The organism is Corallococcus sp. AB038B (assembly GCF_003668955.1).
GTDB classification, from domain to species: Bacteria; Myxococcota; Myxococcia; order Myxococcales; family Myxococcaceae; genus Corallococcus; species Corallococcus exiguus.
This window is the reverse complement of sequence record NZ_RAWO01000458.1, coordinates 1-378: the sequence shown is the minus strand read 5'-3', so window position 1 is coordinate 378 and position 378 is coordinate 1. Positions and strand designations below refer to the sequence as shown.

1 pseudogene is annotated in these 378 nt (G+C 65.9%); it reads left to right on the top strand.

The features are described 5' to 3' along the window. A pseudogene (locus tag D7Y04_RS43880) lies at window positions 1-378 on the top strand (type II secretion system F family protein); the annotation flags it as partial.

Sequence of the window (378 nt, the reverse complement as noted above, 5' to 3'; positions counted from 1 at the left end):
GCCGCTTCATGTGGCCGAGCTACGAGGCCAAGGCGCGCCGCAACCTCATCAAGGCCGGTGAGCCTCAGGGCTACAAGCCCGAGGACATCATGGCGCTGCAGGAGGTGAGCTTCGTGGTGGGCCTGCTGATGGGCCTGTTCATGCTCAACGGCCTGGGCCAGAACCTGGGCTGGTGCCTCGTCTTCGCGCTCTTCGGTATGTACTACCCGCTGATGTGGCTGAACGACCAGGTGAAGAAGCGCCACCTGCAGATCAGCCGCGCGCTGCCCTACAACCTGGACCTGCTCACGCTGTCGGTGGAAGCGGGCCTGGACTTCACCGCGGCGCTGGCGAAGGTGGTGGAGAAGGGCAAGCAGGGCCCGCTGCGCGAGGAGCTGC